This window comes from Pseudomonas sp. LBUM920, from assembly GCF_003852315.1.
Lineage (GTDB): Bacteria > Pseudomonadota > Gammaproteobacteria > Pseudomonadales > Pseudomonadaceae > Aquipseudomonas.
Map to the genome: position 1 here is coordinate 3,159,734 of NZ_CP027762.1, position 23,420 is coordinate 3,183,153.

The 23,420-nt window shown below is 61.9% G+C and carries 18 protein-coding genes; 10 read left to right on the forward strand and 8 right to left on the reverse strand.

Going from position 1 to position 23,420, the window contains the following annotated elements:
• Positions 1-111: 111 nt before the first annotated feature.
• The gene (locus C4J83_RS14650) at positions 112-1,758 is read left to right on the forward strand and encodes a VRR-NUC domain-containing protein (RefSeq protein ID WP_124417425.1); all 1,647 of its coding nucleotides are present in this window, start codon (positions 112-114) and stop codon (positions 1,756-1,758) included.
• On the forward strand, positions 1,755-4,019 hold the full coding sequence (locus tag C4J83_RS14655; RefSeq protein ID WP_124417426.1) for an ATP-dependent DNA helicase: 2,265 nt from the start codon (positions 1,755-1,757) through the stop codon (positions 4,017-4,019). The genes C4J83_RS14650 and C4J83_RS14655 overlap by 4 nt, the downstream gene beginning before the upstream one ends.
• Here the strand turns inward: C4J83_RS14655 and C4J83_RS14660 are convergent.
• The gene (locus tag C4J83_RS14660; RefSeq protein WP_124417427.1) at positions 4,006-4,968 is read right to left on the reverse strand and encodes an oxidoreductase; all 963 of its coding nucleotides are present in this window, start codon (positions 4,966-4,968) and stop codon (positions 4,006-4,008) included. The two genes, C4J83_RS14655 and C4J83_RS14660, sit on opposite strands and share 14 nt — an antisense overlap.
• A gap of 102 nt (positions 4,969-5,070) precedes the next feature.
• On the opposite strand from C4J83_RS14660, the gene C4J83_RS14665 reads away from it, so the two are divergent.
• Both C4J83_RS14665 and C4J83_RS14670 read left to right on the forward strand, forming a co-directional pair.
• Complete coding sequence (locus tag C4J83_RS14665) at positions 5,071-6,030, forward strand: AraC family transcriptional regulator (RefSeq protein WP_119740569.1); 960 nt, start codon at positions 5,071-5,073, stop codon at positions 6,028-6,030.
• Positions 6,011-6,952, forward strand: a complete 942-nt coding sequence (locus tag C4J83_RS14670; RefSeq protein WP_124417428.1) for an alpha/beta fold hydrolase — start codon at positions 6,011-6,013, stop codon at positions 6,950-6,952. Before C4J83_RS14665 ends, C4J83_RS14670 begins: the two co-directional genes overlap by 20 nt.
• On the opposite strand, the gene C4J83_RS14675 is transcribed toward C4J83_RS14670, so the two are convergent.
• Together C4J83_RS14675 and C4J83_RS14680 are read right to left on the reverse strand one after the other, a co-directional pair.
• Positions 6,915-8,381, reverse strand: coding sequence for a sensor histidine kinase (locus C4J83_RS14675; protein WP_124417429.1), 1,467 nt, complete (start codon positions 8,379-8,381; stop codon positions 6,915-6,917). The genes C4J83_RS14670 and C4J83_RS14675 overlap by 38 nt on opposite strands.
• Positions 8,378-9,088: a response regulator transcription factor gene (locus C4J83_RS14680; RefSeq protein ID WP_106578119.1), complete on the reverse strand. Its 711-nt coding sequence runs from the start codon at positions 9,086-9,088 to the stop codon at positions 8,378-8,380. The genes C4J83_RS14675 and C4J83_RS14680 overlap by 4 nt, the downstream gene beginning before the upstream one ends.
• 316 nt (positions 9,089-9,404) lie before the next feature.
• Here C4J83_RS14680 and msrB point away from each other — a divergent pair, with 316 nt between their 5' ends.
• The 3 genes from msrB to msrA all read left to right on the forward strand — a co-directional run bounded on the left by msrB (position 9,405) and on the right by msrA (position 12,482).
• On the forward strand, positions 9,405-9,905 hold the full coding sequence (gene msrB, locus C4J83_RS14685) for a peptide-methionine (R)-S-oxide reductase MsrB (RefSeq protein ID WP_124417430.1): 501 nt from the start codon (positions 9,405-9,407) through the stop codon (positions 9,903-9,905).
• Positions 9,906-9,940: 35 nt separating this feature from the next.
• The gene (locus C4J83_RS14690) at positions 9,941-11,701 is read left to right on the forward strand and encodes a cytochrome c biogenesis protein DipZ (protein ID WP_124417431.1); all 1,761 of its coding nucleotides are present in this window, start codon (positions 9,941-9,943) and stop codon (positions 11,699-11,701) included.
• A gap of 85 nt (positions 11,702-11,786) precedes the next feature.
• Positions 11,787-12,482 (forward strand): peptide-methionine (S)-S-oxide reductase MsrA, encoded by a 696-nt coding sequence (gene msrA, locus C4J83_RS14695; RefSeq protein ID WP_124417432.1) that lies wholly within the window; start codon positions 11,787-11,789, stop codon positions 12,480-12,482.
• A 107-nt stretch (positions 12,483-12,589) separates the two neighbouring features.
• Here the strand turns inward: msrA and C4J83_RS14700 are convergent, their stop codons facing one another.
• The 3 genes from C4J83_RS14700 to C4J83_RS14710 form a co-directional block, all read right to left on the reverse strand.
• Entirely contained in the window at positions 12,590-13,018 is a 429-nt protein-coding gene (locus tag C4J83_RS14700) for a nuclear transport factor 2 family protein (protein WP_124417433.1), read from the reverse strand.
• Between the two features lie 104 nt (positions 13,019-13,122).
• Entirely contained in the window at positions 13,123-14,073 is a 951-nt protein-coding gene (locus tag C4J83_RS14705; protein ID WP_106578124.1) for an alpha-E domain-containing protein, read from the reverse strand.
• A 2-nt stretch (positions 14,074-14,075) separates the two neighbouring features.
• Entirely contained in the window at positions 14,076-15,485 is a 1,410-nt protein-coding gene (locus tag C4J83_RS14710; protein ID WP_106578125.1) for a circularly permuted type 2 ATP-grasp protein, read from the reverse strand.
• 451 nt (positions 15,486-15,936) lie between these two features.
• Between C4J83_RS14710 and C4J83_RS14715 the strand changes: the two genes are divergently transcribed.
• The 3 genes from C4J83_RS14715 to C4J83_RS30735 all read left to right on the forward strand — a co-directional run bounded on the left by C4J83_RS14715 (position 15,937) and on the right by C4J83_RS30735 (position 16,936).
• Positions 15,937-16,482 (forward strand): hypothetical protein, encoded by a 546-nt coding sequence (locus C4J83_RS14715; protein ID WP_106578126.1) that lies wholly within the window; start codon positions 15,937-15,939, stop codon positions 16,480-16,482.
• Positions 16,483-16,577: 95 nt separating this feature from the next.
• Positions 16,578-16,790 carry a hypothetical protein gene (locus C4J83_RS14720; protein ID WP_106578127.1) on the forward strand — a complete coding sequence of 71 codons (213 nt, stop codon included), beginning with the start codon at positions 16,578-16,580 and terminating at the stop codon, positions 16,788-16,790.
• Positions 16,791-16,801: 11 nt separating this feature from the next.
• Positions 16,802-16,936 (forward strand): hypothetical protein, encoded by a 135-nt coding sequence (locus C4J83_RS30735; RefSeq protein ID WP_256586972.1) that lies wholly within the window; start codon positions 16,802-16,804, stop codon positions 16,934-16,936.
• On the opposite strand, the gene C4J83_RS14725 is transcribed toward C4J83_RS30735, so the two are convergent.
• Positions 16,927-18,294, reverse strand: a complete 1,368-nt coding sequence (locus tag C4J83_RS14725) for a cation:proton antiporter (protein WP_119740550.1) — start codon at positions 18,292-18,294, stop codon at positions 16,927-16,929. The genes C4J83_RS30735 and C4J83_RS14725 overlap by 10 nt on opposite strands.
• Positions 18,295-18,366: 72 nt before the next feature.
• Positions 18,367-23,391, reverse strand: a complete 5,025-nt coding sequence (locus C4J83_RS14730; RefSeq protein WP_124417434.1) for a glycosyltransferase family 32 protein — start codon at positions 23,389-23,391, stop codon at positions 18,367-18,369.
• Between the last annotated feature and the right edge of the window lie 29 nt (positions 23,392-23,420).

Genomic DNA, 23,420 nt, shown 5'->3' on the forward strand with positions numbered 1-23,420 from the left:
CTGATCCTTTTTATTAGAAAAGTTGCGTGCGCCATTTATCTATTACCGATTGCAACAACGGGTGCGCGACGGCACTCTGTATGCATAACCAGTATTTGATCAGCGCGCGACATGGCCAACCCCCTCGAAAATCCCTTGTATTACCTGCACAACTTCCGCCAAGTCCTGCACTGGCTGGTGCAGCGCTATGCAGATTTGCTTGATGCGGACGAACAGCATTTCATTCAGCAATTTGACAGGTTGCCGCAAGCGTCACAGGCGCTGTTGGTGCGCATGGTCATGCGCAAGGGCGTGCATTTTCGCGCAAGCAAGCTCAATTACCTCGAGATTGGTTGCACACGCTCGGCCGCCCTGGCGCTGATTGAGCAGGGTTGGGTCGATGATCAAGGCGCGCTGTGCGTTGAAGAGCTGTTCGCCGTGCTGCAAAAAGGCGAAGTCCTTGCTGCCTTCAAACCCTGGATTGATCAACCCAAAGCCAAGAAAGCCGACTGGCTGGCGCCATTGACGCAGCATTTTACGCAGCAGCGCAGCTTTGCCCAGTGGTGCCCAAACCTGAGCGATGCACTGTACAGCCTCACTGTGATGGACCTGTGCGACCGCTTGCGCCTGATGTTCTTTGGCAATCTGCACCAAGACTGGTCAGAGTTCGTGCTGGCCGACCTTGGCATCTACACCTACGAAAAAGTCGAGTTCTGCGCCGAGTCCCGCGGCCTGCGCACCCGTGACGACGTAGTCGGTTTTCTGTTTCTGCATCAATGCCAGCAGGCCTTTGAAGCGGGGGAGGCACTGGACGGCGTACTCGCGCAAATCGCTACGCTGTGCACCGATAACCCGTGGCTGGAAAAGCGTCGCGCCAAGCTGTTGTTCCAGATCGGCCAGTACTGCGAACGCAGCGCCGAACTGGACCTGGCGCAACGGATTTACCGCCAATGCGCCTATCCCGGCGCCCGCTCACGCCTGATTCGCGTGCTGGAGCGCCAGGAGGATTACCCGCAAGCCATGGCCCTGGCGTGCGCCGCGCAACAGGCTCCGGAAAGCGCCGCCGAGCAGCAACACCTGCTGCGCGTGCTGCCACGCCTGCGGCGCAAGCTGGGGGAGCCGGCGTTGCCCAAGGCCAAGCCGCGGCCCGTCACGCGTCTGGATCTGGCGCTGGAGGTGCCGCAGCCGCTGATGTCAGTGGAGTACTGCGTGCAGGCGCACCTCAGTGAGCCCGATGCGCCGGTGCATTACGTCGAGAATGGCCTGATCAACTCCCTGTTCGGTCTGTTGTGCTGGGAGGCGATTTTTGCACCGCTGCCCGGCTCGTTTTTCCACCCGTTCCAGCGCGGGCCGGTGGACTTGCACAGTGAGGATTTCTATCAGCGCCGCGCGCCGTTGTTCGCGGCATGTTTCGAGCAGCTTGGCGATGAGCGTTACAAGGCCACCATCCGCCAGCGTTACGTCGACAAATGGGGCATCCAGTCGCCTTTTGTGTTCTGGAACCTGCTCAGTGAAGACCTGCTGCAGCAAGCATTGGACTGCTTGCCCGCCGAACACCTGCGCTACTGGTTTGAACGCTTGCTGTTGGACATCCGCGCCAACCGCGCCGGCATGCCGGACCTGATCCAGTTCTGGCCCGCCCAAAAGACTTACCGCATGATCGAGGTCAAGGGCCCCGGCGACCGCCTGCAGGACAACCAGCTGCGCTGGCTGGAGTTCTGTGGCGAGTACCAGATGCCGGTCACCGTCTGTTATGTGCGCTGGGCGCAGCCAGCTTGAGCTACAGCGTTGCGGTGCGCGCGCTGTGTGAATTCACGGCCAAGGTCGGCGACCTCGACCTGCGCTTCACGCCGTCGCCCAGCGCCCAGGAAGGTATCGTCGGCCACCGCACCGTGGCGTCGCGGCGCAGCGCGCACTACCAGAACGAAGTCGCGCTGGAAGGCCAATACCAACAGCTCACAGTACGGGGCAGGGCGGACGGCTACGACCCGGACAGCAATCGCCTGGAAGAAGTGAAAACCTATCGCGGCGACCTCGACGCCCAGCCTACCAACCACCGTCAACTGCATTGGGCGCAGGTCAAGGTATACGGCTGGTTGATGTGCCAGAAGCTTGGCCTGCAAGAGATCGACCTGGCGCTGGTGTACTTCGACATCGTCGGCGAGGGCGAAACCCTGCTCAACCAGCGCTTTGAAGCGGCCGACCTTGAACGGTTCTTCAACCAACAGTGCGCGTTGTTCCTGGGCTGGGCCCAACTGGAAATGCAGCACCGCGACGCGCGCAACAGCGCCGCCCAGCGCCTGGCGTTCCCCCACGCCGACTTTCGCCTCGGCCAGCGCGCCCTGGCAGAATCGGTCTACAAAGCCGTCAGTACCGGCCGTTGCCTGATGGCGCAGGCGCCCACTGGCATCGGCAAAACCGTCGGCACGATCTTTCCGCTGCTCAAGGCCCTGGCGCCGCAGCAGCTGGACAAGGTGTTTTTTCTTACCGCTAAGACGCCGGGCCGCAAGCTGGCCCTGGACGCCGCCCAAGTCCTTTACGACAGCAGCCCCGATTTGCCCCTACGCGTGCTCGAACTGGTGGCGCGGGACAAGGCCTGCGAACACCTGGACAAAGCCTGCCATGGCGATTCCTGCCCGTTGGCCAAAGGCTTTTACGATCGTCTGCCGGCCGCGCGCACGGCCGCGTCCAAGGTGCGCCTGCTGGACCAGCGCAACCTGCGCGACGTGGCGCTGGCCCATGACGTTTGCCCGTATTACCTGAGCCAGGAAATGGCGCGCTGGACCGACCTGGTGGTGGCGGACTACAACTACTATTTCGACTTTGGCGCCATGCTGTTCGGCCTGGCCCAGTTGAACCAATGGCGCGCCGCCGTGCTGGTGGACGAAGCCCACAACCTGGTAGAGCGCGCGCGTTCGATGTACAGCGCCAGCCTCGACCAATACAGCCTCAAGACCTTGCGCGACAGCGCACCCGAGCCGCTGAAGAAACCCTTGCAACGCCTGAACCGCGAATGGAACGCCCTGCACAAGGACCAGCTCGCGCCGTACCAGGCCTACGCCAACAAACCCGAAAAACTGCTGCAGGCGCTGAGCCTCTGCGCCAGCGCCCTGGGCGACTACTTCAACGATCACCCCGAAGCCCTCAGCGGCGACCTGCAGGCGTTTTATTTCGAAGCGCTGCAATTTGCCAAAGTTGCCGAACTGTTCAACGAACACTTCATCTTTGATATCAGCAAGCGCCAGTTCGGTGGCAAGCGCAGTGCTTCAACCCTGTGCCTGCGCAATGTGGTGCCGGCCGAATTCATTCGGCCCAGGCTGACCGCCGCGCGCAGCAGCGTGCTGTTTTCCGCGACCCTGAGCCCACGCCACTATTACGCCGACTTGCTCGGCCTGCCGGCGGATACTGCGTGGATCGACGTGGAATCGCCGTTCAAGGCCGAGCAATTGCAGGTGCGTATCGTCGATGCGATCTCCACACGGTTTGTGCACCGCCAAGCTTCGCTGGAACCCATCGTGGAGCTCATCGCCGAGCAATTCGCGCAACGGCCCGGCAATTACCTGGCGTTTTTCTCGAGCTTCGATTACCTGCAGCAGGTGGCGCAGTTAATGGCCGAGCGCCACCCGCAGGTGGCGCTGTGGTTGCAGTCACGCGGCATGGCCGAGGCCGAACGCCAGGGTTTTCTCAACCAGTTTACCCAGCACAGCCAAGGCATCGGCTTTGCCGTGCTGGGCGGTGCGTTTGGCGAAGGCATTGATTTGCCCGGCGCACGTTTGATTGGCGCCTTCATCGCCACCCTGGGTTTGCCGCAACTGAACCCGATCAACGAACAGATGAAAGCGCGCATGGCGTCGATCTTCGGGTCCGGTTACGACTACACCTACCTGTACCCCGGCATTCAGAAAGTGGTGCAGGCGGCGGGGCGCGTGATTCGCAGCCAGCAGGATGAGGGCGTGGTGATGTTGATTGACGACCGCTTTGGCGAAGCGCGCGTTCGCCAATTGTTGCCGCGCTGGTGGGCGCCCGTCACTCAAGCGTGATGCCGCTCAGTTGTTCGCTCAGCGCCCAGAGTTTTTCGGCTTGCTCCGGATCGATGGCCCAGGCGTGAACGCCGCTGCGCTGGGTGTGATCTTCAGTGGGCGTGGCGACTTCACAGTCCTCGCAGTACAGGCCGCCCATGCCTTCAAGTTGCGGGCTGACGCCACACCACACCAGCGTCGCGGCGCCTTGTGCGGGGCTTTTGTAATGGCTGGCCGCACGCACAGTGCCGTGTTCATCCAGCGCGCCGACGAACGCCAAGTCCTTTTTGTCCAGATAGCGAACCAGGTCAGTAAGAATTTCGCCGGGGTGCACTGAAAAGGCACGCACGTGGTGGGCCTCGCCACGTGTGTCCAGCGCCACCGCAAACAGTGCGTTGGCGGTTTTTGATTGCCCGTAGGCCAGCCATTTGTCATAAGCGCGCCGTTCAAACTGCGGGTCTTCGAAATGAAGGGGGCTCAGGCGATGACCCAGAGACGACACCGACACTACGCGCGCACCGTTAGCCTTGCACAAGGACGGCCACAGCCGGGCGGTCAGTTGAAAGTGGCCGAGGTGGTTGGTGGCAAACTGTGCTTCCAGGCCGGCGGCGCTTCTGTGCAACGGCGTGGCCATGATTCCGGCGCTATTGATCAGCCGGTCCAATGGCCGCCCGGACGCAATAAACCCTTGGGCAAAGCGCTCAATTGACGCCGCGTCGATCAGGTCCAGACGGGCGTGTTCGACGCCCTGTATGCCGTGCAGATTGCGCTGCGCCTTTTGCACATCACGCGCCGGGACGATCACCTGTGCTCCGGCACTTGCAAGTGCGCGAGTGGCCTCCAGGCCAATTCCGGAGTATCCGCCGGTGACGATGGCTGTCATTGCGCGCAAGTCTTTAGCGGCCAGTGCTTGCAGCGCGGTGGTACTGGCATCAAAACCACTGTTGAGGGGGGCTTGTTTGCGCGTTATGGCGGTTCTCCGTTTGGGGTAGGGCTATGTTCTTCGTTGAAGGTCGGACGCGGAATACCCTAAAGTCCGGGTTTCTATCGCGATCGTCCGGAGCTTTTTAGTATGGATACGCTCTCCGAGGTATTGGCCCTCTTGAAAAGCCACCGCACGTTGTTCGCGGGCTTGAAGGCCGGCGGCACGTGGGCGGTGAATTTTCCGGCGCCGCAGGGCATCAAGTTCAATGCCGTGGTGGAGGGCAATTGTTGGCTGGAAGTGAAAGGCGAGCCGGTGCCCATCGCCTTGAGCGAGGGCGATTGTTTTTTACTGACACACAACCGCCCATGGAGATTGTCCAGCAACCTTGCACCGGAGGGCGTTGACGCGCGTGACGTTTACCGCGAGGCGGTGGGCGGCATCGCCCGCGTGGGCGACGCGCAGGATTTGTTTCTGATTGGCGGGCTGTTCACCTACGGCGATGAGGCGCGTTTGTTGCTCGATGGGTTGCCGCCAGTGGTGCGTATCAGCGCCAGGTCCGAACAGGCCGGTGTGTTGCGCTGGTGTCTGGAGCGGCTGGCCCTGGAATATGCCGGCCCAAGACTCGGCGCGGCACTGATGACCGAGCATTTGGCGCAAATGATGCTGGTGCAAATCCTGCGGCTCTATCAATCTTCCCTGGGTGCCAGCACTCGAGGCTGGTTGGCAGCCTTGACCGACCCACGGTTGGCACCGGTACTTGCGCAAGTGCACGCCGAACCGGCGCGGCGTTGGACCTTGAGTGACATGGCCGGTATTGCCAATCAGTCCCGTTCGACGTTTGCCTTGCGCTTCAAGCAGCAGGTCGGGATGGCCCCTCAGGAGTACCTGACCCGCTGGCGCATGCACTTGGCGATAAAGGCCTTGAACACTTCGGGCAGCAGTGTGTCAAGCATCGGCCAGGCGTTGGGGTACCAGTCGGACAGCGCCTTCAGCAGCGCATTCAAGCGTCAGATGAAGTGCACCCCACGCGAATACCGCGAGCGCTCCCTGCATAACCTTCACACCAACGATCACAAGGAAGCCCGTGATGAGCGATATCCAGCATGACAAGGTTCAGGTCAACGGTATTGAGTTGAGCGTCCACATCGCCGGGCCCGAGCAAGGCCAGCCGATTTGGCTGCTGCACGGGTTTCCCGAGTGCTGGCACTCGTGGCGAGAGCAGATTCCCGCGCTGGCCGGCGCCGGGTATCGGGTGTTCGCGCCCGAAATGCGCGGCTACGGCGAATCGAGTTCGCCTGCCGAGGTCGCCGATTACGAGTTACTGACCTTGTGCGCCGATATTCAGCAGGCCATGGACCATTTCGGCCATCAACAGGTGGTGATGGTCGGCCACGACTGGGGCGCCGTGGTGGCCTGGCATCTGGCGTTACTGGAGCCTGCGCGGGTCAGCCGCTTGATCACGATGTCGGTGCCGTTTGCCGGACGTGCGCGGCGCCCGGTGATCGAGATCATGCGCGAGCTCTACGCCGATCGCTTCAACTACATCCTGTATTTCCAGGCACCGGGCGTAGCCGAGCGGGAGCTGGATGCCGACATCGAACGCACGTTGCGGCTGTTCATGCAGGATCAGGACGTGTTCCTGCAGAAAAAGCCCGCCAACGCCACTTTGTTCGACGGCGTCTCGGCCCCCGGTGCATTGCCAACGTGGTGTACTCAAGCGGACATGGGCGTTTACGTGCACACCTTCAGCAAGTGCGGTTTTCGTGGCCCGCTGAACTGGTATCGCAACTTTGAGCGCAATTGGCAGCGCACCGAGTTCCTCGCCGGCCAGCGCGTGCTGCAACCCACATTATTCTTGATTGGCGACCGTGATCCGGTCGGCGTGTTTGAAGCTCACACCCTCAAGCGCATGCCCGACGCAGTGCCCAACCTGCAACAGCAGGTATTGGCCAACTGCGGTCACTGGATCCAGAACGAACAGGCCGAGCGGGTCAACGCGCTGATGCTCGCGTTTCTAGCGAGAACCTGAAGGTCGCACCATGGCCTGGGCGCTCCACCAATTGGATGTCGCGCCCATGCAATTGCAGGATACGGTGCACGATGCGCAGGCCCAGGCCGCCATCGCGGCGCGCGCCGCCGATGGTGAAAGCGCGCAGGAACAAGCCTTCGCGTAGCGGCACGTCGATGCCCGGGCCGCTGTCGCTGACGGTGACCGTCACACAAGTAGCCTCGGGTGCCAGGATCACTTCGACTTCGCCGTTTACCGGTGTATGCCGCAAGGCGTTGTCGAGCAGGTTGGTCAATACACGTTCGATCAGGCCCAGGTCGGCCAGCACGGTCGGCACCTGTGGCGGCAGCGTGGCGGTGAGCGTAATGGCGCGGGCTTCGGCGGTGAGTTCGAATTTCTGGAAGATGTCTTGCACCAGGTCGGGCAGGGAAAAGCCTTCGATCACGGGCTGCACAAAACCATGTTCCAGGCGCACCAGCTCCAGCAGTGACTGGGCCAACCCGCCCACCTTGCGGCTTTGGTCGAGGGCGATGCCCAGGTAGCGGCGGCGCTCGTCGGGGCTGAGGCTGGCGTCCTTGAGGGACAGGGTTTCCAGATAGCCGTGCAGCGACGCCAACGGCGTGCGCAGGTCATGGGAAATATTCGCGACCATTTCCCGACGTTCTTGGTCCTGATGGGTGATGGCGCGCCATTGTTCGCCCAGGCGGTTTTCCATTTGTACGAAGGCATGGTCGAGCACCGCGATTTCATCGCCGCTGTCGAGTTCGGGGGGATTGATTTGCGTGGGTTTGGGGGCGCCGTTGATGTCGAACCGGCCCACCTTGTCGGTGAGCTGGCGCAGCGGTCGGGTGATCCAGGCAAAGGCGATCAAGCCGGCCAACAGGCAGAGCAGGGCGACCAGCCCGATAGACCACAAGGCAATCTTCAGCGCCATGCCGGTCGCGTCTTTAGCGTCGTACACATCATGGGCTTCGCCCAGCAGCACCACGTACAGGAAGCCGGTTTGCTGGCCGTTGGCCTTGAGCGGCGCCGCGCTGAATACCTTGTGCCCATCGACGCTGCGCGGGTCATCGCCGAGGATCGGCAGCATCGCGCCGCTGAGGAATCGGCGCACCGGTGCGAGGTCGACCTTGTCGCGCAGCAAGTGCCCGCTGGGCGCGGCATTCCCGACCACACGTCCGTCAATATCGAGCAAGTACACCTCGACACTCGGGTTGACCAGCATCAACTGGCTGAACAGGTTGCGCACCGCCTCTGGCTTGAGGCCGTCGGCGTCCATCAGTTGAGTGTCGCGAGCAATATGCGCCGCCAGGTCGCGCGACAGGCCTTGCACCACTTCCAGTTCATGCATGCGGTTGGAGCGCACCTGCAGCCATGCCGAGGTGCCGCTGCAGATCACCAGCAGCACGGCGAACACTACCGACAGGCGCTGGGTCAGGGTCAGTTTCATGATGCATTCTCGGCAAACTTGTAGCCCCGGCCCCACACCGTGAGGATGAGCACCGGGTTGGCCGGGTCGGCTTCGACTTTGGCGCGCAGCCGGTTGATATGCGTGTTTACGGTGTGTTCATAGCCTTCGTGGCTGTAGCCCCACACCGCGTTGAGCAGGTCCATGCGCGAAAACACCTTGCCCGGCTGGCGGGCGAAGAAATACAGCAGGTCGAACTCGCGCGGCGTGAGGTCCAGGCGCTGGCCTTGCAGGGTCGCGTCGCGGGTCAGCGGGTTGATGAACAGCTGGCCAAGGTCGAGGCTGCCGGCGTCCATCTTCAGGTTGCGCGCCATCGCATCCACGCGGCGCAGCAGCGCCTTGACCCGCGCGACCAGCTCGGGCATCGAGAACGGCTTGGCCAGGTAATCGTCGGCGCCCAGCTCCAGCCCAAGGATGCGGTGCAACTCGCTGGAGCGCGCGCTGGTGATGATGATCGGGGTGTAGCGTGTCATGGCGCGGGCGCGCCGGCAGATCTCCAGGCCATCGACGCCGGGCAGCATCAAGTCGAGGATCAGCGCATCCCAGCCGCCCTGTTCGAGCAGGTGCAGGCCTTCATTGCCGTCGGCGCTGTGCACCACCTCAAACTGCTCGTCGCGCAGGTGCAGGCAAATCAAGTCGGCAATATGGGCATCGTCCTCGACCACCAGGACACGTTTGGGCTGATCCATGCTGAAAACCTTCGCTTGTAGTTCGCGCATTGTGCGGGTTTTGCAACAGTGTAGTTATCACGAATTGTTTAACTCTGCGTGAGGATTTCGCGACCGCCCATGGCTCAGGATCACCTCAATGCAAGGGCGCTGGTTATGACACGACAAGCTTTTATGACGAGCCAGATCCCCGTGGCGAGCGGGCTTGCCCCGCGTCGGGCTGCGCAGCGGCCCCAAAAAATGCGGGCGCTACGCACTCCAACGCGGGGCGAGCCCGCTCGCCACACCAAACCCTCCAGCCAGACGATCAGCGCCCGTCATCCATGAGGAAAATCCCATGTATTCACGCCGACAAATGCTGCTAGCCACCGGCGGCCTGGGTGTCGCCGTCCTGGCCGGCGGCCTGCTCAAACAGCTCAACCTGGTCACCGACGCCGAAGCCGCGGAAACCTTCGAGGTCAACCACACCGAGGCCCAGTGGCGCAGCCTGCTCAGTGCCGAGCAATTCGACATTCTGCGCGAGGAGGGCACCGAACGGCCTTACACCAGCCCGCTCAACGATGAGCACCGCACAGGCACTTTCGCCTGCGCCGGCTGTGCGCTGCCTTTGTTCTCCTCGGCCACCAAGTTCGACAGCCACACCGGTTGGCCAAGCTTCTGGCAGCCACTGGACAACGCGGTCGCCAGCCACGTCGACACCTCCTTTGGCGTGGTGCGCAAGGAAATTCACTGCCGCCGCTGTGGTGGCCACCAAGGGCACGTCTTCGACGATGGCCCTGCACCCACCGGCCTACGCTATTGCATGAACGGCGCGGCCATGACGTTCACGGCGGCTTAAGCCGATGTTTATCAATACTTATAAGGGACGATCCCATGTGGCTTCTGGTTCTCGCGTATCTGGGCGGCGTGCTGACAATTGTCAGCCCGTGCATCCTGCCTGTTCTGCCTTTTGTCTTCGCTCGCACCGGGCAGCCGTTTATGCGCAGTGGCTTGCCGCTGTTGGCGGGGATGGCGGTGACGTTCGCCCTGGTGGCCTCGCTGGCGGCAGTGGGCGGCGGTTGGGTGGTGCAAGTCAATCAATACGGGCGCTGGCTCGCGTTGCTGTGCGTTGCCCTGTTCGGACTCACGCTGTTGCTGCCGCAATTGTCGGAGCGCCTGACGCGGCCCTTGGTGGCCGCCGGCAGTCGCCTGTCCGAAGCCGCTGGAGCCGACGCCAAACCGCGTCCGGGCGCCTCGTTCCTGATCGGCGTGGCCACCGGTTTGCTCTGGGCTCCCTGCGCCGGGCCCATCCTCGGGTTGGTACTGACCGGCGCGGCACTGCAGGGCGCCAGCATCGGCACGACCTTGCTGTTACTGGCCTACGCCGCCGGTGCTGCGACGTCACTGGCGCTGGCGCTGCTGGTCGGCGGTAAAGTCTTTGGCTTGATGAAAAAGTCGCTCGGCGCCGGCGAATGGCTGCGCCGCGGTCTGGGTGCACTGATGTTGGTCGGCGTGGCCGCCATCGCGCTGGGCCTGGACACCGGGGTGCTGTCGCGCTTGTCGACAGCCTCCACCGGCGGCCTGGAACAAAGCCTGGTGAACACACTCAGCGCCAAGCCCGAACAGAAGAGCGGCGCGATGATGGCGGGCGGAGCCATGATGGCGGCGGCCAACCACAGCGATTCGCTGCCCATCGAAGGGGCTTTGCCGGCGCTGGACGGCGCGGTGCAGTGGCTCAACAGCCCGCCACTGAGCGCCGAAGCGCTCAAAGGCAAAGTGGTGCTGGTGGATTTCTGGACCTACTCCTGCATCAACTGCCTGCGCAGCTTGCCGTATGTCAAAGCCTGGGCCGAGAAATACCACGACCAGGGCCTGGTGGTGATTGGCGTACACGCCCCGGAATTCGCCTTTGAACGCGACGTGAGCAACGTCACCAAGGCCATGAAGGATCTGGGCATCACCTACCCGGTGGCGATCGACAACAACTATAAAATCTGGCGCGCCTTCAACAACCAGTACTGGCCGGCGCACTACTTTGCCGATGCCAAGGGCCAGATTCGCTATCACCACTTTGGTGAGGGCGATTACGCCGAGTCCGAACGCGTCATTCAACAACTGCTGCGTGAGGCTGGCGCGACCAACGTCGCCGGTGGCTTGATCGAAGCCGACGCCAAGGGCGTGCAGCAAGCGCCGGACATGAACGAGGTGCAATCGCCGGAAACCTACCTGGGCTTCCAGCGTGCGGAAAACTTCGTCACCACCGGCACCCTGGGCACCGACACCGTGGTGAATTACCCGGCAGCCGGCACCCTGGCGCTGAACAACTGGACCCTGGAAGGCCCATGGAATGTCGGCGGCCAGCAAGCCACCCTCGACCAGGCTGGCGGGCGCATCGTCTACCGCTTCCATGCCCGTGACCTGCACCTGGTGCTGGGCCCGGGTGCCGATGGCAAGCCGGTGCGCTTCAAGGTGACGATTGACGGCCAAGCGCCGGGCAATGCCCACGGCACGGATGTGGCGCCCGATGGCAGCGGCACGGTGACCGAGCAACGCCTGTATCAGCTCGTGCGCCAGCCTGCCGGGGTCAAGGACCGCACCTTCAGCATCGAATTTCTCGACCCGCACGTGGCGGCTTATGCCTTCACCTTCGGCTGACCCATCAATCTTGAAGTGAAAACCCAATCAATGTGGGAGCAGGCAAGCCAGCTTCCACACTCGACCGCGCTCTGGAGTGAGTTTTATGAGGCTTCTCAACATTTTACCCGCATTGGCCTTCGCCACCTTCGTCGGTCAAAGCTCGGCCTTTTCTTTCGGCGCCTCCGATGACGCGGTGATGATCGCGCCGCCCGCGCTGGACCTGCCAGCCGAGTCCGGCAACCTGCAAACCGCGGTGTTTGCCGGTGGCTGTTTCTGGGGCGTGCAAGAGGTGTTCCAGCATGTACAGGGCGTGAAGAACGCCGTGTCCGGCTACGACGGCGGTGCGGCCAACACGGCGCAGTACGAGTCGGTCAGCGAGGGCGACACCGGCCACGCCGAGTCGGTGTCGGTGACCTACGATCCGAGCAAGGTCAGCTACGGCAAGCTGCTGCAGATCTACTTCTCGGTGGCCCACAACCCCACCGAACTCAACCGCCAGGGCCCGGACAGTGGCACCCAGTACCGCTCGGAGATTTTCGCGCAAAATGCCGAGCAGCAAAAAGTCGCCCAGGCCTACATCGCGCAGCTCGATGCTGCCAAGGCCTTCGCCAAGCCGATCGTGACCAAAGTGGAGATGGGCAAGGCGTTTTACCCGGCCGAGTCCTATCACCAGGACTTCCTCACCGAGAACCCGTCCTACCCCTACATCGTGATCAATGACCTGCCGAAAGTGGCGCAGCTGAAAAAGCTGTTCCCGGACCAATACCGCGCAGAACCCGTACTGGTAAAAAACCAATAACCGACGCAAAACCAATGTGGGAGCGGGCCGGCCCGCGATGGAGGTGGTTCAGTCACCATCGATGCAACTGAACCACCACTGTCGCGGGCCAGCCTGCTCCCACGTTTTTAACCTTTGGTTTTTGCCAGATAAGGCGCTAACCGCCGCCCCATTTCCTCACCCAACGCCTGCAACCCGCTCAGCGGCCGCACCATCACTTCAAACTCGACGATTTGCCCCGACTCATTAAAACGAATCAGGTCAATCCCCTTGAGCTGCTTGTCGCCCACCCGCGCGCTGAACTCCAGCACCACACTGAGCCCGTCGGCCGTGGCCAGTTCACGGTGGTACTTGAAGTCTTCAAACACCGTGATCACGGTGTTCAGAATCATCGACACCACGGGCGCGCCAGGGTAGGGCGTGTGGGCCATGGGTGAGCGGAAGACGGCATCAGGCGCCAGCAGTTCGGGCAGCGATTGCAGATCGCGCCCGGCCAGCATCGCGTGCCAGCGTTGCAACGTCTGAGTGGCGGCGGGGGTCAGTGTCAGTTCGGACATGCGCTGTACCTGTTCTTGGGATGGGAAGGCCTTTCACCTGCCCAACATAAGAGCGGCACCTGAGCAGGGTCAATCACCCGAACTGACAGTTAAGTGACTGCAACTCACACCACTTCCAGGTACGAGCTATGAATCGCCCGTGCCAGCTCACGCACCGTGTCGATAAAGTCCGTCAGGCGGCTGTGCAAGCCGTCCTCCAGAATCTCGTCGATCCCGGTATAGCGCAGGCGCGCCTCGAATTCCGCCGCCAGGCGCTGCGCCGTGCGCCCATAGCTGCCGGGCAAGCCCGCGAGGATATGGCTCAGCTCCTCGATACACGCATGCAACGAACGCGGCACGTCACTGCGCAGCAGCAGCAACTCCGATACCGAGCGCGCATTCAAGGCATTCGGGTACAGCTCGGTGTAGGCCTCAAACGACGACAACGCCCGCAGCAGGGCGCTCCACTGGTAATAGCCGCGTGCCGACAAGTCGCTGACTTCTTCCGACTCCTCGCCAAACATTTCATAGCGCGCGTCCAGCAAGCGCAAGGTGTTGTCCGCGCGCTCGACGAAGGTGCCCAGGCGTATAAACCGGTATGCGTCATTGCGCATGATGGTGCCGGACGTCGCGCCGCGGAACAGGTGAGAGCGCTGCTTGACCCAGTCACAGAAGTGGCTGATGCCGTGCCGCGCCAGGCCACCGGCGGCGATGCTGCGCATTTCCAGCCAGGTGGCGTTAAGGTTTTCCCACATGTCGGCGGTAATGCGTCCGCGTACCGCGTGGGCATTGCCCCGCGCGGCACGCAGGCAGTTGTAGATGCTGGCGGGGTTTTCTTCATCGAGGGCGAAGAAGTGCAGCATGAGCGTCGCGTCCAGCTCTTTGTGACGCTCCAGGTAATTCTCCAGGGTGCCGCTGCTGAGCAACGCCATCGCCAGTTCGTCCAGCCCATCGCTGTGCCCGGCCTGGGGCATCAGCGACAGCGAGTAACTGACTTCAAGCATGCGCGCCAGGTTTTCGGCGCGTTCCAGGTAACGCGACATCCAGTACAGATCTGCGGCGGTTCTACTCAACATACTCAGCCCTCCACCACCCAGGTGTCCTTGGTTCCGCCGCCTTGCGACGAGTTGACGATCAGCGAGCCTTCCTTCAATGCCACGCGGGTCAGGCCGCCGGGCACCAGGCGGGTTTCCTTGCCCGAGAGCACGAACGGGCGCAGGTCGATATGCCGCGGCGCAATGCCGTTTTCGACGAAGGTGGGGCAGGTGGACAGGCTCAGGGTCGGTTGGGCGATGTAGGCGTGGGGACGTGCCTTGATGCGTTGGCGGAAGTCCTCGATTTCGGCGGCGGTGGAGGCCGGGCCGACCAGCATGCCGTAGCCGCCCGAGCCCTGGGTTTCCTTGACCACCAATTCCGGCAAGTGGGCGAGCACGTGGGACAGTTCATCCGGCTTGCGGCACTGAAAGGTCGGCACGTTTTGCAGAATCGGCTCTTCGTCCAGGTAGAAACGGATCATCTGCGGCACGTACGGGTAAATCGACTTGTCATCGGCCACGCCGGTGCCAATCGCATTGGCCAGCACCACATTGCCGGCGCAATAGGCGGCCACCAGCCCCGGCACGCCGAGCATCGAATCGGGATTGAAGGCCTTGGGGTCGAGGAAGGCGTCGTCGATTCGCCGGTAAATCACATCCACCGGCTTGGGCCCGTCGGTGGTGCGCATGAACACCTTGAGGTCGTGCACGAACAGGTCGGCGCCTTCGACCAATTCCACGCCCATTTCTCGGGCGAGGAAGGCGTGTTCGAAGAAGGCGCTGTTGAAGCGGCCCGGGGTCAGCACCACCACGTTGGGGTTGTCGAGGCGGCTGGAACTTTTCAGGGTCTTGAGCAGCAGGTTGGGGTAGTGGTCCACCGGTGCGATGCGCTGCTTGGCGAACACTTCCGGGAACAGGCGCATCATCATCTTGCGGTCTTCGAGCATGTAGCTCACGCCGCTGGGGGTGCGCAGGTTGTCTTCGAGCACGTAGTAGGTGCCGTCGCCGTCGCGCACCAGGTCAACCCCGGAAATGTGCGAATAAATGTCGCGGTGCAGGTCCAGCCCGACCATCGCTTTCTGATAACCCTCGTTGCCCAGCACCTGTTCGGCGGGAATGATCCCGGCCTTGATGATGCGTTGGTCGTGATAGATGTCGGCCAGGAACATGTTCAGCGCATTGACGCGCTGGATACAGCCGCGTTCGATCACGCTCCATTCAGTGGCGGGGATGCTGCGGGGAATGATGTCGAAGGGGATCAGGCGCTCGGTGTCCTGCTCGTCGCCGTAGAGGGTGAAGGTGATCCCGGCGCGGTGGAACAGCAAATCGGCTTCGCGGCGCCTTTGCGCCAGCAGTTCCGGCGGCGTGTTGGCCAGCCAGCGGGAGAAATCCTGATAATGCGCACGGCACACGCCATGTGCGTCATTCATTTCATCAAAGAAAGATCGAGCCATTCCAGTACCTTGTCAGTGCCCAGGGGTGCTTGGGTGGCACTGCCGCTTTAAAAAACGCATTTTTTTATGAGCCCGTGGCTGATCGTGCCAACAGGCCTGGTCCTTACTTTCTTATGGGGTCGGCTCTGGGTCGGGGGGTAACGAATGCTCCTGAATCCGGGCAGATGAATGGATAAAGCAATGCGTGTGCCGGAACCGGGGATTGTGTTGATTTAATCCTGCGGCGAGCGGGCTGATGGTGGCAGCGGGGCGTGCTGTGGCCAGCCACCTCGCCCCGCGTTGGGCTGCGCCGTGGCCCCCAGGGAAAGCAGGCGCGCTGCGCACGCCAACGCGGGGCAAGCCCGCTCACTACAAGGGTGCAGGGCCTGTTCCACAATGGTGCATGAACAAACTTGAACTTCACCGCTGCCTGATTCTTCTAATGAGACTCGCAATCTTGTGGAGCACCGTCGTGCCCAGAATCATCTCCCCGAACACCCCCGAAGCAGCGCTGGACGATCACAGTGAACACAACGCCAAGATTTTTGGTTCGCCCAAGGACCGACTTGACTTCTATCGCCGCGAAATCCAGTACGAAACCTCCATCCTGGCCAACCGCACCGACGCCTACCTGACGGCGCAGTCGTTCCTGGTCATCGCGTTTGTCTCCGGCATGGGCAACCTGAACCCGGAATGGGGCAAGTTTTTCACCCTCATCGTGCCGGTGTTCCTGGCCTCCCTGGGAGTGCTCAGTTCCCTGAATGCCTGGCCGGGGATCCGCGCCGCGTACGAAATCATCGACCACTGGCACTACAAACAAAGCGAATTGCTGCGCAGCGAGCCGGTCATGGGCATGGCCTATGACGATTCGCCGCTGTTTTGCGAGACCGAGTCGTCGCACAAGGGCTATCGCAAGTCGCTGCTGTTTTCCATGCGCGCGCCGTGGCTGTTCATGGTGTTTTGGCTGTTGCTGGGCGTCTACGCGTTCTACATCCAGATCGATAACCCCGTGTCTTGAGCACTGCTGCTGAAATCGTCGGAACTTCATCGTCCTGCGCGGGACCTTACCTTTACGCAGGATGTGTTTTCCGAAACTGCGAAGAGGTGACCCCCATGAACACAAGCAACGATCCGCAAGTCAGCAACCGCAACGACCCGGCCATCGATGGTGGAGAGCCGGCGCCCGGCACTGGCGCCGACGCGCCTAAAGACCCCAAGCCTGCCAGCGATCCAAAAGCCAAGGAAAACGACTACAGCCCCGACTTCAAGCCTGAGCCCGAAGTCAAGCCTGAGACGGATGCCGATATCGATACCCAAGGCGGTTAGAGGAGACGGTCATGTCAGAACAAGACGACGAAGAACTCAACGACCCGGGCAACGAAGACCCGGGATCATTGATGGATGATGCAGAAGTGCCGCTAAACGATCTGGATGACGCGGCCGATGTAGGTCATACCGAAAATCAGGACTGAGCTGCAATCTTTTGAGCTTTCACCTTGGCACGTCGTTCATACCAGACCAGCATCGGCTGGGTACTCAGGCCATGAACGACGATGCTCAAGGCGATCACCGACACCGTAAGGTTCACCGCCACCGCACTGCTGGTGCCGATCAACCCATGGTTGAGCGCGTAAAACAGGTAGTAGATGCTGCCGATCCCGCGAATGCCGAACCAGCCCATCAAGCCACGCTGCCGATAGTCGATCAGGCTGCCCCAAGGCACCGCCAGCACACTCGCCGGCCGAATCACGCAAAACAACAGCGCCGCCACCGGCAGCGCGCGCCAGTCCCAATGACTGACCAGAATGATCCCCAGCAGCGTCACCAGGAAAACCTCCATCGAGCGCTCCACCAGGCTGCCGAATGACAGCATGTCGCCCATCATCACACCGGCGGCGATCTGCGTGTCTTGCAGTTCACTGACATCACCTTGGAGCGCGCGCGCAGGTTCCACCTCCAGATGGCCCACCACCGGCAATGCCAAGTGCTCGGAGGGCGTCTGCGAATTGCCCGTGGACCTGAACTCTGCCTGGCGCAAGCCGAGCCCGGCGGCGAACACCGACAAAAAGCCGTAGCCGCCCACCGCCTCGGCCGCCACGTAGGCCAGGGCGATCAACGCCAGCGTCAGGTAATCGTTGGGTGACAAGGTGCTGTCTTCATTGGTGATGCGCATCCACAAGGTCACGCGGCCGATGCCCCGGCCCATCCAGTAGCCGATCAGCAACCCGGCCGGTACGGCCCACAGCAGGTTTTTCAGGGCCCAGCCGCCCAGCCAGTCACCGTCAAAGCCGCCATGCTGCATGAATAACAGCGCAAAGATCACAAACGGAAACGCCGTGCCATCGTTCAAGCCGGCCTCGCCTGACAGGCCAAAACGCAGCGCGTCATAGTCCTGCGCATTGTTGACCTGAACCAGGCCGGCCAGCACCGGGTCGGTCGGCGCAAGAATGGCACCGACCAGCAGCGAAACGCCCCAGGAAAGCCCGAACAGGTAATGCAGCGCGAGGCCACTGCCCAGGATAGTCAGCAACATCACCGGGCCTGCCATGCCAAACGCAATGCGCCAGGTGCGATGCCGCAATGGCAGGCGCAGCTTCAAGCCGCTGACGAACAGCGAAAACAGCACCGCCACTTCCGTCAAGTGCTCCATCCAGCGTGCGGAAGCCTTGATGTCCATCTGCAGCAGGTCCATGCCCAGCGGGCCGATGGCGATGCCCAGCAACAGGCAGACTGCCGAGGTCGTCACCGGCATCCAGCGCAGGTAGGAGGAGGTGAGGGCGAGGGTCAGCAATACCGCGCCGAGTACGGCCAACCAAAGAATAAAAGTCATCGAACGTGCACCGTGGCCGTGGTTTGTAGCCGTTGGAGGACCACGACCCGGTACTGGTTCAAAGTTGTTGGATCAGGTGTTGATCCACGAATGGTCGGCGCCGATCCTGATGTTGAACCGGTAGCGAAGCGGGTAGTAGTGGTGTTTGATTTTTTGTATCTGCTCACGCAGATGATCCGGTGGCGCAAGCCCTTTGCTGGCGTAGACGCCAAGCACGTCGTTTTCAATGTCGACGATAGGGCCGGACGAGACGAGGCTGCCGTCGACCAGCTTGGACTCTTTGGCTAATCCATCCAAACCCAGGTCGTACAGGTCGGGCCGTTTCGACTTGAGGATGTCATTGAACAGATTCGGGCCTGCGGTCTCGAATATCTTGCGTTCATAAGCGCTGAATTCGGGTGTGTAGTGCACCCGGCCATTGGCGGATTTCGTGGCAGTGGGGCGGTTGGCCGCGAAGTACGCCTTGTTGGCTTTAAAACGTTGGTTCATCTGCGTGATCATCGCCTCGATGACCGGGTTGCCAGGGCGTGTCGCGAAGTTACTGGTGTTATAGAACGGCGTGTAGTCGGTCAGGCTATGCACGACCGGCGCGCCGAGCAGAACATCGTCAGCGCCGGCGAGCAATGCGTCGGTGCCGATGTTTTTTTGAATGACGTCATCGGTGTCCAGGTACACACCGCCGTGCTTGTTCATGATGGGATAACGCGCAACGTCCGAGGCGGCCGCCAGGTTTTTGCCTTGCCCCTGCCGAAAGTAGTCGTACATTTCGCCGCGCCTGAGCTGCTTGAAGACTTCGTCCTCATGCAGGTTCACGATCTTCACGCCGGGCACCTTGCTCTCCAGCGTGTTTTTTATGCGTTGAAACACCGCCGGGCTGTCGGCATCGACGTGAAGAATGGAGGTATAACCGGGCGCCTGAGTGGCGTTCCTGGCGATGTTGTCGGCCAGGTGCGACGGTATTTCCTGGCCGGCCCAAAAGTAGTGCAGCGCCTTGGGCAGCGGTTTCACTTCGTTTGGCAGCTTCAGCACCGACGGCGGTGAGACATCAATAAAGGTGTACTGATGCGCGTCGGCCTTTTTAGCTTTGCTGAACTCATCAAGCGTTCCCCGTTGCCACTTGCCCTTGGCACTTCGCCAGAAATACTTCGCGGGCGTGTCATCGATACCGGTGGCGAGCGGGGTCAGTTTCCACGCGCCGGCCGAACTGTCGAAGATGACGCTGTGTTCGGCGCCTTTGTGATTGAGCCTGAACGGCGTGGCTGCATGTTCGACGACGTCGATGTCATCCATCGGGACCACGTAAGTGCTGTCGCCAAACTTCCAGGGCGTGGGTGTGTCATGAGCGCCACCCAGCAGCCGGGCGGACCTGGAGGTGGGTTCCCAGCCGGACACACCGAGGTCCCTGATGGCGATGTCTGGCCCCGTGCCATTGGGGTGCCGGATGACGCGCTGGCCATCCTTCAACCGTGACTCATAAAGTGTTCCGTCGACCTTTACATATTCTTTTTTACTGCGGCCTACATACACGTTGCCCTGCAAGCCCTTGGTCGACAGCGCGTGCGGGGCGATGTGTCTGGCTTCATAACCGCGCAGGTTGGCGTCCAGTGTCCGGGTCTCGCCACTGGCCGCCAGGCGCTTGGGCGTGAAGTCTTTGAGCGGGGGGCCAAAGGGGTATTTTTTTACCGCGTCGTATTGGTGCCAGTGACCCTGGAACAGTACGGCATGACCTTCAACAGTGTGTTGCCCGACCTTGAACGTGCCGTTCGCCGCCAGACCCTGTTGCCGATCGGCGATCTTTACCAGGTCATCGCCGCCGAGGGCGTGCAGGCTGCTGGCGTCGTTTGAGTTGGGGCTGTCGACGACAAAATTTTCCAGCGGTTTGCCGTACGCCTGTTGGGTGCGCGGATTAACGGCATACCACTGTTGCGTCGCCTCATCGAATGTGGCCAGCGCTGGGGTGCTCTGCGCGCGGTGGGAGGCCCTGAAGGTGCCTTGCGCGATATCGGGCTTTTTCGCCAACTCAAGCAAGTTGACACTGCGGTAAGACCCGCGCAGGTGCTTGAGGCCCTTATAGCTGGCGCCGGCTAAGCTGCGGACGCCGTTGGCGACTCCGCGCGCCAGGTCATCCACCCCACTCAGGGGGTTGAGCGAGCCGACCGCCGCACGCCCGACAATCTTGAACGTCTGGCCGAGCCTGGAGATGGCCGACGCGCCGGCAAATGCGCCTTTCGCGCCCTTGGCCGCAGCCCCCAGGCCCACCGCGAAACCAAAGATATCGAAGGCCAGATCGACGATACCGTCCTTCGCGTTGCCGTCGATGAAATGCTTGATGGCTGACCTGAACGGGATCAGATTCAGCGCTACGTCCTCAACCACCTTATAGGTCGGTACTTCAGTGTCGAACCTCGTCACGCCTCTGGCGCTGCGGTGCACTGCGGGCAGGTTGATGTCTTCAATCAGCGCATCGGCCATGTACCGGGTTCGGTCACTGGCGAAGCTATCAGGCACGGTGTGCGCACCTTTGCGCTCATCCAGCAGGGCCGATGAGTATTCACCCGCAGGCTTTACGGCATCGTAGCGTTTGCCGGGTGACGGATACCAACCGCCGGCGGGTGGGTACGCTTTGTAGGTCTGGCCCGGCCGCCGGGTCACCGTGCCCTTGAGGCGGTCGACTGCATAGGTCATGGCCTTGCCATTGCGCTGGGTCTCGACCAGTAGAACGCCTTCTGCAACGCGGCGATCGTCTCGGCTGTATTCAATTTCCTTGCGCACGCTTATTTTGCCGAATTCCAGGTTTTGCCGGTCTTCCAGCGGCAGCTTGGCGATCAAGTGCTTGAGTTGCGCAGTGGTGGTCTTTTTTACCCGGCTGGCGTAAGCCCCAAACGCTTCATCAAACGCATCCTGCGGACGCGGCAGGTCTTTAAGCGTCGCCAGAGCGGCGTTGATGTTGATCGCATGCGAGGACGCTACCCAAGCCCCCGGCGCGCCATCCGTGGGCAAAGTGACGTTGCCCAACGTCACCGCATTGGCAGCCGCGCGACCGGCCCGGCCCCAATCATCGGACGAGTCGGGCGCGCCGAGCAGGGCTCTGCCGTCGATAAACAGATCCAGCAGCGAGTAAGGCCCCGGGAAGTGCCTGCTGGCGGGCTGCGAGGTGATGCATTTTTCTTCGAACAGGTTCGGGTCCATCGCCGGCAAAGCGAGTTTCAGTTGTGCCAGCGCCAGCGCTTTTGTGGTCGGCATCTCGCCGATCTGCGTTTGGGCAGCCTCTCTCAACTCATTGACCTGGGCACTGAATCGCTGACGCACCAGGGCCATGGCTGCATCGGTGGTCGGGTAGTGCAGGCCATTGCCAACGGCCCAGTCCTTGATCGCTTCATGCTGGGCGGCGTATTCAATGCGGCGCTCGTCATCGGTCACGGGTGCAATGCTGCCCTCCAGCATGACGCGCGCATAGCTCATCGCTGCCGTTGCCCCTGGCGATTTTGCCTCGATGCGCGCGACTGCCGTGGCAAAGCTGACCCAGCTGTGGGTGCCCACGGCCACCTGATCGGGGATGTCCTTGACCAGAAGCGCCGGCGCCCGGCTGGCAAGCAAAAGGTGAGTCAGCATGCAAGCGGTGGCCGGGGAGGACGCTCGCCCGGTGGCCACCAGGTGGTCTTCCATCTCGCTGATGATCGTAGACGCGGACTTGCCAGCGTTTTCGGCGCAGAACAGCGTGTAACCTTCAATGCTCAGGGGCGTGTCTGGTCGCGCAGCGCCAAACGGATCGGTCAGGCTGACACGCTCCACGTTCAATGCCGCCAGTAGCCAATCGGTGGCACTGCCCTTGATTGACCGTGCCTCGAAGCTGGCCTGGATGGCCTCGCCCAGTGCCGTGCCTCTGGGTGTGTTGAGCAACTCGTCGAGTAAGCGTCGCGGCTGGCTCAGCGCTGAGGGCGTGAGGGGCCTGTTGTCGAGCAAGTACTCCAGGACATTGTTAAACGGGCGCACATCAATGTCGCCAAAGCCGCCTGCGTACAGGCCGCTGCTCAACAGTCGCTGGTTGCGCTGATCCAGGGGTTGCGGCCAGCTCAGCGCACCGCCAAGGTTCCCGTGGGTGGGGGTATTGGGCGGTGGCGTGGTGATTGCTTGGGCAAGGTTGTCCATGGCTTCGCGGCTGGTCGGCACATCCCAGCCGTTATCTTCCAGGAACCGCTTGAGGTTGACCTCGGCCCACGCCTGCGTGTGATCGCTGCGGTAAGTGCTGTGGGTGCCCAGTTGAATGGTGTTTTCCTGTAACTCATCGGCGATGTCGGCATTTGATCGCGTGCCGTCTTTCAACTGCGCTGACAAGTACCGTAACGACGCTGCGGCCTGGTGCTGCGCGTGCGTATCGTCGACGACGGATTTCTGGCTTTGCAGGGCACCTTCGCTGCGCGATTCCACCACGTCGGAAAAAACCACCGGGTCGAGCCTGGCGAAGCGGCGCTCGCGGCTGAGTACGTCGGCGCGCTGTGTCAGCGCTGAGCCCGAAAGGTGGGGCGGCTCTTTATAAAAGTTGCCCACCAGCGCCAACGGAGCGATGTGCTCGTTTGTAGCGCCCGGCAGGGTGACGGTCGCATCTGCCTGGCCGGCTGCGATGACGCGTGCCGCCTGGAGCACCGGGCCGCTGATGGCGCCCCAGTCTCTGTCGTCCAGCCCCAGCGTGTGCAGCGTCTGGGCGGGATCCAGGTAGCGCTTGAGCGTGAATTGAATCCGCCCCGACGCCGGGTTGAGGCTGATCGAGTGGCTGTCTATGCCCTTGTCATGGATCCACTGGGCCACGTCCGGTGATCGCAAGGCGTTTGCCAGCTGCGCCCACCACTGGCCGAAGGTTGAATGCGCGGGAATGGGCCAGATTTTCTGGTCAGCATCGCGGGCGGTCACGCCGGTTGCGCCGCGCAGTGCAGCGCCGTATTGAGCCGCCAGCTCGCGATCACCGTGGGCCCGGGTGCCTTCGATGTCTGGCTGAATGGGCGCGCCGGGCTCAGAGGTGAGCCTGGGCGGCGCAACGCTGCTGTCAGGAACCTGCGTTGGCTGCACGTGCGCAGCGTGAGGGTTGGAAATACGGGTCATAAAGTCTGTCACCTGGGCAGGGAATACGC